The sequence below is a fragment of the Verrucomicrobiota bacterium genome (assembly GCA_039192515.1).
Classification (GTDB): domain Bacteria; phylum Verrucomicrobiota; class Verrucomicrobiia; order Methylacidiphilales; family JBCCWR01; genus JBCCWR01.
Genome location: JBCCXA010000009.1, coordinates 1 through 7,581, shown reverse-complemented (window position 1 = coordinate 7,581; position 7,581 = coordinate 1). Strand labels below are relative to the sequence as shown.

Below are 7,581 nucleotides of genomic sequence, written 5' to 3'. Positions count from 1 at the left end.
AGCAATTTAAAATTAATGAAAATAGAATTAAAACCAGAAGTATTCGAATTAGCACCGCATTTTCACCGAGGAATCGTGATTGCAGAAGGAATCAACAATCAAGGCGAAAGTGCTGAGCTAACTGAGCTGCTAAGAGAAGCAGAGGCTATAGTCAAAAGCTTAAGCACACCCAATGACCTTTCCAGTGTGCAATCTTGGGATAAAGTTCATCGCCAATTCGGATCAAACCCGAATAAATTTCCTCCTGCCCACAAAAATTTGCTCAAAAGGGTTCAAAAACTTGAGGTTCAACTCCCTTTTATCTCGAAAGTTGTTGCTATTATGAATATAGCCTCTCTTAGATTACAAATTCCTGTTGGAGGAGATGATGTCGAACGTGCACAATCATATGGCGATGCTTTGCAGCTAAGAAAAGCAACTGGACAGGAATCCTTTTTACCGTTGGGCAAAGATGCCAAACAAGAATCTCCAGAGCCAGAAGAACTCATTTATGTAGTAGGCAACGAGGTCATGTGCCGACGTTGGAATTGGCGAAATTCCTGTCAAACTCTCATTTCTCCGGACACTTCTAAAATCATCATGAACGTCGACTGCCTAGGTGACTCTGCTGCATCAAATGCGAAAAAAGGTACTGAGCTTATTTTGAGCCTACTCACAAAATTTTGTGAAGCATCTGCCAAAACACATACCCTTCACATTAACCATCCCAACCTTGAATTCTAACAAGTCTTTATAATCATGCCAAATATCGCAGACATCTACCCATTATCCTCAACACAGCAAGGGCTTTTATTCCACTCACTACTGGCTCCTGAAAAAGGAATCTACATTCCCCAAATTGTTCTTTCTTTGTCAGGAAATCTCGACACGCAAATCCTTAAGCAATCCTGGGAAAGAGCTTTACATCGGCATGAAATCCTACGCACAGGTTTTCAATGGGAGCAGCGTGATGAACCATTCCAAGTCGTCTATCATGAAGTTTCATTACAGTGGATCGAACTAGACTGGTCAGATAGTCCTAAGCAACAAGATAAAAAACTAAAGGCCTTGCAAGCAGCTAATCAAAGTGAAGGTTTCAATCTACAATCTGCTCCATTAACCAGATTTCATTTAATCCGTCTCTCTGACTCTTCCTTTAAATTAGTCTGGTGTTATCACCACCTCATTTTAGATGGGTGGTCAGCTGGACAAGTCTTACAAGAAGTTCTCACTGACTACTTCGCACTTGCTAAAGGTCTAACAGTATCACCTATCCAAGCTTCTCGCAGCCGCTACAAAGACTACATTGCCTGGCTACTCAAACAAAATGCTGAACAGGCCGAAAAATTCTGGACCGAATCCTTGGTTGCAGAATCATTTTCCTCTAGTTCTCACCAAGAAAATGCTAAAAAATTTGGCGAAGAGTCGTTTGTCTTTTCTTCCGAACAGAGTAATGCTATTCGTCAATGGACACAAACACACCAGGTTACCCTACACACCCTTTTACTCGGTATCATAGGTATTCTTCTTGGTCGATATCAAGACTCCCGAAATGTGACATTAGGACATACTGTTTCTGGACGGCCTAGTAATTTACCTGATTCTACGAAAATGGTCGGCCTTTTCATTAATACCCTTCCCGTCTCTCTTTCACTGCTACCACAAGCTCCCATCATCACGTGGCTAAAAGACCTCCAGAAACACCAGGCTGACGCTTCCTCCTATGAATATGTTGCTCTGCGTGATATCCAGTCTTGGACCAATCAAGGTAACCCACTCTTCGATTGGCTATTTGTGCTAGAAAGCTATCCCCTTCCCGCTGGCAGTAACGAAAAACAAGATAATCTTAGACTAGATGGTACTGAATTCGATGAATGGACACACTTTCCAATGACCTTATTAGCCATCGAAAATGATACCCTTACCATCAAAGCAAAGTATCAGGAACCTCGCTTTTCTCAGTCAATGATTCATAACCTCTTTTCACATCTCAATGAAATCCTTCAACAAATTCTCTGCAACCCTGATCAACCACTCTCATCCATTACCCTCTATACACAGGAAGAACGAAAAATAGTTCAATCATGGAATGCAACTGAACAAAATTGGAAAGAGCACGCCCTCTCAATTACTGAACCCATTGAACAATTTGCTGAATCTGCAATGACTGCACTGCGCTTCAGAGGAATAAACCTTAACTACAAAGAAATTCATGAAAAAGCATCACAGCTTGCTGCACTACTCAAAAAAACTGGAGCAGGACCTGAACAACCCGTTGCTGTCTATCTAGAACGCTCCCTAGAACTACCTATCACTCTCTTGGCTATTCTCAAAGCCAATGCCGTTTACTTCCCATTAGACCCTTCTTACCCGAAAGCACGTCTACAAAGCTTGTTAGAGGAAAGTACGCCCGTTGCCATAGTTACAGATCAAAGACAAAACCTACAAGAGCTCAAAACAAACTGCAGAGTGATCGATTGGGCAAACGAAAAGGAATTAGAGAAAACACTCTCCATCCCACACATTCCGAGTAATCCAAATCCTGACCAAGCACTCTATCTCATTTATACCTCCGGCTCTACAGGCAAACCAAAGGGGGTGATTAATACGCATCAAGCGCTTGCCAACCGTTTGCTATGGATGCAAGAACAATACTCACTTACCTCTTCTGACCGTGTTTTGCAGAAAACCCCTGTTGGCTTTGATGTGTCTGTTTGGGAATTTTTCTGGCCTATCATGACAGGTGCAACCTTAGTACTAGCGGAACCAGAGCAACACAAAGACGGTCAAGCCTTAGTCGAATTGATTCAAAAAGAAAAAATCACCGTACTTCATTTTGTACCTCCAATGCTCGAAGTGCTTTTAGAAATATCCGAAGTCGTCAAGTGTACCTGCCTGCGTCTCATCATTTGCAGTGGTGAGAAGTTGAATCCCTCTACTGTCGCCAAATGCAAAGAACTCTTGCCCAACACCTCCTTGCAAAACCTTTATGGCCCTACCGAGGCGGCCATCGATGTCACCCATTGGTCTTGTGACCAAGGGCAGGCTATGACGCAGGTGCCCATAGGCAAGCCTATTGCTAATACAAGCATTCATATCCTCGATCAAGACCTAAATGAGCTTCCTACAGGAGTCGAAGGCGAACTCTATATTGGTGGCATCGGCTTAGCGCGTGGCTATGCTCAAAGAGCTGACCTAACAGCAGAACGCTTTATCCCCAATCCATACTATAAGCAAAATACACCTTCCTCCTCTGAAGTTCTTTACCGCACTGGAGACCTCGCTCGTTATGCTGCCGATGGAACAATTGAGTTTTTAGGCCGAAATGACCATCAAATCAAAATTCGCGGTCAACGTATTGAACTCGCAGAAATTGAATACCCCCTCAACGAGCACCCATCTGTAAAACAATCACATGTCTCACAACTCCCTTCATCAAGAGAACTAGTTGCTTATCTTGTCTTAGAAGACAAATCTATTAGTATTGCCGAGAATCCAAGAGCACACTTTGAAGGCTACCTCAAAGCTCACTTAACGGAAGCCATGATTCCTCATAGATGGGTAGTACTATCTAAATTTCCTCTTACCACAAACGGTAAAATAGATCACAAAGCCCTTCCAGATCCTATTTCAAGCAAACAAGAATTCCAACCCTTAGAAAATTCTACTCAAGAAACCATCGCTAAAATTTGGAGTGAAATGCTCAATATTGAAACTATCGGAGCCAATGCTCATTTCTTCGAACTAGGAGGCCATTCCCTCTCTGCTACTCGTGCCAATACCCGCCTACGAAAAGAATTCGATGTCGAATTGCCCCTTCGAGTCCATTTCGAGTGCCCTATCCTTTTAGACTTAGCCAATCACATTGATGCACTACTCATTTCGAGTAACCTGTCCGAGAAATCCGAAGATCATATTGAAATTGAAATATAAGGGACATAGAAATTCCGACAATGGCTTATGACCACACCAAATAGCAATGTTGTACTTATCTACCGTATGGGACGCCTTCTCCCACAAACAAGTGTGCGTTTATTTTGCCTCCCACCTGCAGGTGGTGGAGCCAGCATTTTTTACCCCTTGATGAACCTCGATTCTCCTGGATATAGCATCTGCCCAGTTTGTTATCCTGGGCGAGAGGGTCGTGCCAAAGAACCCATTCCTCAATCTCTTGAAGGTCTCGCTAACCAATTAACGAAAGAACTAATGCCTTATATGGACCAGCCTTTTATGATATTAGGCTACAGCATGGGTGCTTTGCTTGGTTATGAAATTATCAACCGTCTCCAATCCCTACAAATGACTTTGCCACTTGCTTTTCTCCCTTTAGCCTCTCGGCCACCTCATCAACCCCTCTCCGAAAAGCTTGCTCACCTTGACACTACGGCCTTTCGCAAGGCTGTCGCCAAACTTGGAGGCCTCCCCCAAGCGATTATCGAGGATGAAGAAACCATGTCACTCGTCGAGCCTCTATTACGAAGTGACTTTCGCAACTGTGAAAACTACCAACGTACTAAAGTTGAAAAATTAACCTGCCCTATTTTCGTAACCGCTTCAGATTCAGATACTCTTCTTGAAGTGGAAGATATCAAAAAATGGAAAGACTACGCTGATGGTTCATTTGACATAACCATACTCAAAAACCAACCTCATATCCTCCCCGCACCAATACTTGCTCATACTATTACTCAATTGCTCCACCATGTGGAGACATTAATGCCTGCGAATTAGAGCATTCTCTAATTACTTCTCATTATCAGTGCCTCTTGCATGGGCGCATCTTAGTGATAAGATACCACCGTATCACTTCATAAATTTCTGACCATACTCATTACTTGGATCTCTATACACCGTATGAATATGATCAATCTGATCCAGTGGGTCCGGACTAAATAACTGGCACGCATATTCTATGATAATAGACGGTCCTTGGATTCGATAGGACATGGGACTTTTTTTCGCAGTCGCTCCGTTCCAGGAAAAGTACATTTGATCCACTTCTTTGCTTAAGGATTGGATCCTTGGCTGAGAAGCATGGTCTGGCAAACAATTTACGTATTCTGATATCAAACTGATCATCAAGTCTTTTTGCTCTTGGTTAAGCTCACTACCCTTAATACCCACAAGCTCGGGGATTTCGCCATCATTTTCAGGATACGCCAACCTTGTGTCCTTGCTTTCATCTGACAAGATAGCTTGAGACTGTTGCTCTGGCTGAAGGGTATTAACTACGGCATGCGCCTTATCGGTAAACGGCTCAATAGGACGAAATTCACGCTCTCCCAGTTTAAAGTAGTGAGGTTGTGTTCCAAACAAAGAGGGCGAAAGTGACATTTTTTCACCATGAATACTCACATTAATCGCAAGATGATGGCCATCAAACTGCAACGCCCATGATTCACTTTCAGATGGATTTCCAAATATTACTACCCGATAATCTTGTGTACCAAATCCATGGTATCGCTTCCCTTCGGGAACGGTTTGATCGTCACCCAGAGGAATACTACGAGCCTTATAATAACCTGCTTCACTTAGCACCGTCGCTAAAAGTCGCATAGCTGCTTGAATCTGCTCTACATTTAGCTCACCCAATCTAGCTCCCATTTCATTTCGTTTAGGAGGATAGTTCGTCCATTTTCTTCGCTCTTCTGAGTCTAAATTAAAAAGTGTTTTTTTCTTTAATTTTTCATTTAAAAGACCCAGAAAATCATGTGCTGCCTTTGCTTGTGCGGCGGGTGATCGATCCGTTATTTTTGGAACCTCATATGTCAAGAAGGTCTCACTGGGCAAAGGATTATGTTTGTTGATGATAGATGAACGAACAAAATACACGGCCACCAACAATAAAGCCACACCTGTCACCAAAGCTAACCGAAATCTCATGATACCATAGACTGCCACCGACAAAACGGAATGAAAGCGAAATTCCCATCTGTATAGAAGAACTTTAAAAATGTTGAGATATAGCAAACATCTCACTACTAGTGGATCTCTGGTGATGAAGACCCCTGTCTCCAGATCAGGTTATTTCAAAGAACTATAATTAAGATTTAATTAAAAGAGAGAATCACAGGACTTTCTTGCCTTCAGAAATGTTTACTAACTCAGCAAATCCATATACTTGCCCTTGTCTTCCGCTTCCTTCCTTCATGATTTTCAACACCCTTGCTTCTTTCAAAGCACGAACCATTTTCGCTATAAGCTGTTTACTTGGGGTGGCTTTAGCAAAACTTATCTGACTGCTTTTGAAGATAGGGTGCGCAAACATAAAGTCCAACATAGGAACACCATATTGAGATCGTGTGATTTCTAAAATAGTTGTCTTCATCTTGTCATATAGAACCATAATTTCTCTGGCCTTTGTTGTATTATCCTGAGCCTGAATATAAATAGCTTTGAGAAAGAACTTTATCCATTGGTTCCAGTGATCTGGCTCATTCAATGCTCTAAGTGAATCAATGTAATGTCTCCGATATTTTTCTAGATACGCTGAAAGATAAAACATTGGGCTTGAGAGAATCTCTTTCTCATATAGAAACAGTGGGACAAGGATTCTACCTAAACGTCCATTGCCATCTAAGAAAGGGTGAATGATTTCAAACTGAGCATGAACAATTGCTAATTGAACTAAAGGATCAGGATAGCCTGAATGATAAAACTTTTCCCATCTATCGAGATGCTTCACTAATCCTTCAGGTTTAGGTGGAAGAAAATCAGCCTCATCAATTGAGCTATCAGGAGCGCCTATCCAATTCTGAATGGTTCTAAATTCTCCTCTGCCTTTATTACGTCCACGAACACTTGCCAAGAGGATCTTATGTAGTTCCCTAAGTAAATTGAGCCGAAAAGGTTTATTCTTGAGTTCTTTTTCAGCAACTTTAAGTGCTTTCCGGTAATTTATAATCTCCTGAATATCTAGTAATTTGCTATCTTCGATATCTTCGTTTCCCGCCTCATATTCTAGAACTTCTCCCAAAGTAGCTCTCGTTCCCTCAATACGAGAAGAAAGAACAGCTTCTTGGGTCGTTAATGGTGATAGTAGGATTGATGAATTAGGTATTCCCATGATGGCACCATCATAATGAGCCAAGGCACGGTTAGCCCGACCAATTAGAGGTATCAGGGGTTCCCAGTCGATATTTTGGATCGGAAGTTTCTCAGGAATAAAGGGTTTCATTTTGTGTAAACTAGATTATCCATTATTCCATTTGTGTAAACTAAAACATTTATTTAGTTTACACAAATAACGACTTATCTTTCCTTAGCTAGATGACATTTCTCGTGAGCCTGTTGTAGTTCTAGTGATAAATACCACATCGCGTAAGCGATGAAGCTAAAATGTGACCCGGAGGGCGCAAACCGTATAGACGATGACCGGAGTTCTTAATTTGGACCAGATAGAATGTTAGTATTTCTGTTAATCATTAATGGTTTAGGTTGTTTGTCAAGGTTCTGTGCAGTGAAGGACATAGTCCGTAACGGAACAGAACCTTGGCGATTGGAAAATTCTTGTGGGGTTAGATAATTCAATGAGCTGTGAGGACGATAGGTGTTATATTCTCTTCGATAGTCTTCAAGCACTACTTTGGCTTCTGTCATATT

Annotated in this window: 5 protein-coding genes and 1 pseudogene; 3 read left to right on the top strand and 3 right to left on the bottom strand. The window is 41.9% G+C overall.

Going from position 1 to position 7,581, the window contains the following annotated elements:
- The first annotated feature begins 15 nt into the window (after positions 1-15).
- From AAGA18_05685 to AAGA18_05675, 3 genes are read left to right on the top strand one after another with little or no spacing between them, the layout of a single operon-like run.
- Positions 16-723: a phenylalanine--tRNA ligase beta subunit-related protein gene (locus AAGA18_05685; GenBank protein MEM9444827.1), complete on the top strand. Its 708-nt coding sequence runs from the start codon at positions 16-18 to the stop codon at positions 721-723.
- A 15-nt stretch (positions 724-738) separates the two neighbouring features.
- Positions 739-3,912 carry an amino acid adenylation domain-containing protein gene (locus AAGA18_05680; GenBank protein ID MEM9444826.1) on the top strand — a complete coding sequence of 1,058 codons (3,174 nt, stop codon included), beginning with the start codon at positions 739-741 and terminating at the stop codon, positions 3,910-3,912.
- A 27-nt stretch (positions 3,913-3,939) separates the two neighbouring features.
- Positions 3,940-4,710, top strand: a complete 771-nt coding sequence (locus tag AAGA18_05675) for a thioesterase domain-containing protein (GenBank protein MEM9444825.1) — start codon at positions 3,940-3,942, stop codon at positions 4,708-4,710.
- A 72-nt stretch (positions 4,711-4,782) separates the two neighbouring features.
- Here AAGA18_05675 and AAGA18_05670 read toward each other — a convergent pair whose 3' ends face one another.
- From AAGA18_05670 to AAGA18_05660, 3 genes and pseudogenes are all read right to left on the bottom strand, one after another.
- Positions 4,783-5,862 (bottom strand): DUF3500 domain-containing protein, encoded by a 1,080-nt coding sequence (locus tag AAGA18_05670; GenBank protein MEM9444824.1) that lies wholly within the window; start codon positions 5,860-5,862, stop codon positions 4,783-4,785.
- A 184-nt stretch (positions 5,863-6,046) separates the two neighbouring features.
- Positions 6,047-7,156, bottom strand: coding sequence for a Fic/DOC family N-terminal domain-containing protein (locus AAGA18_05665; GenBank protein ID MEM9444823.1), 1,110 nt, complete (start codon positions 7,154-7,156; stop codon positions 6,047-6,049).
- Positions 7,157-7,482: 326 nt separating this feature from the next.
- Positions 7,483-7,581 (bottom strand): annotated as a pseudogene (locus AAGA18_05660) (integrase core domain-containing protein).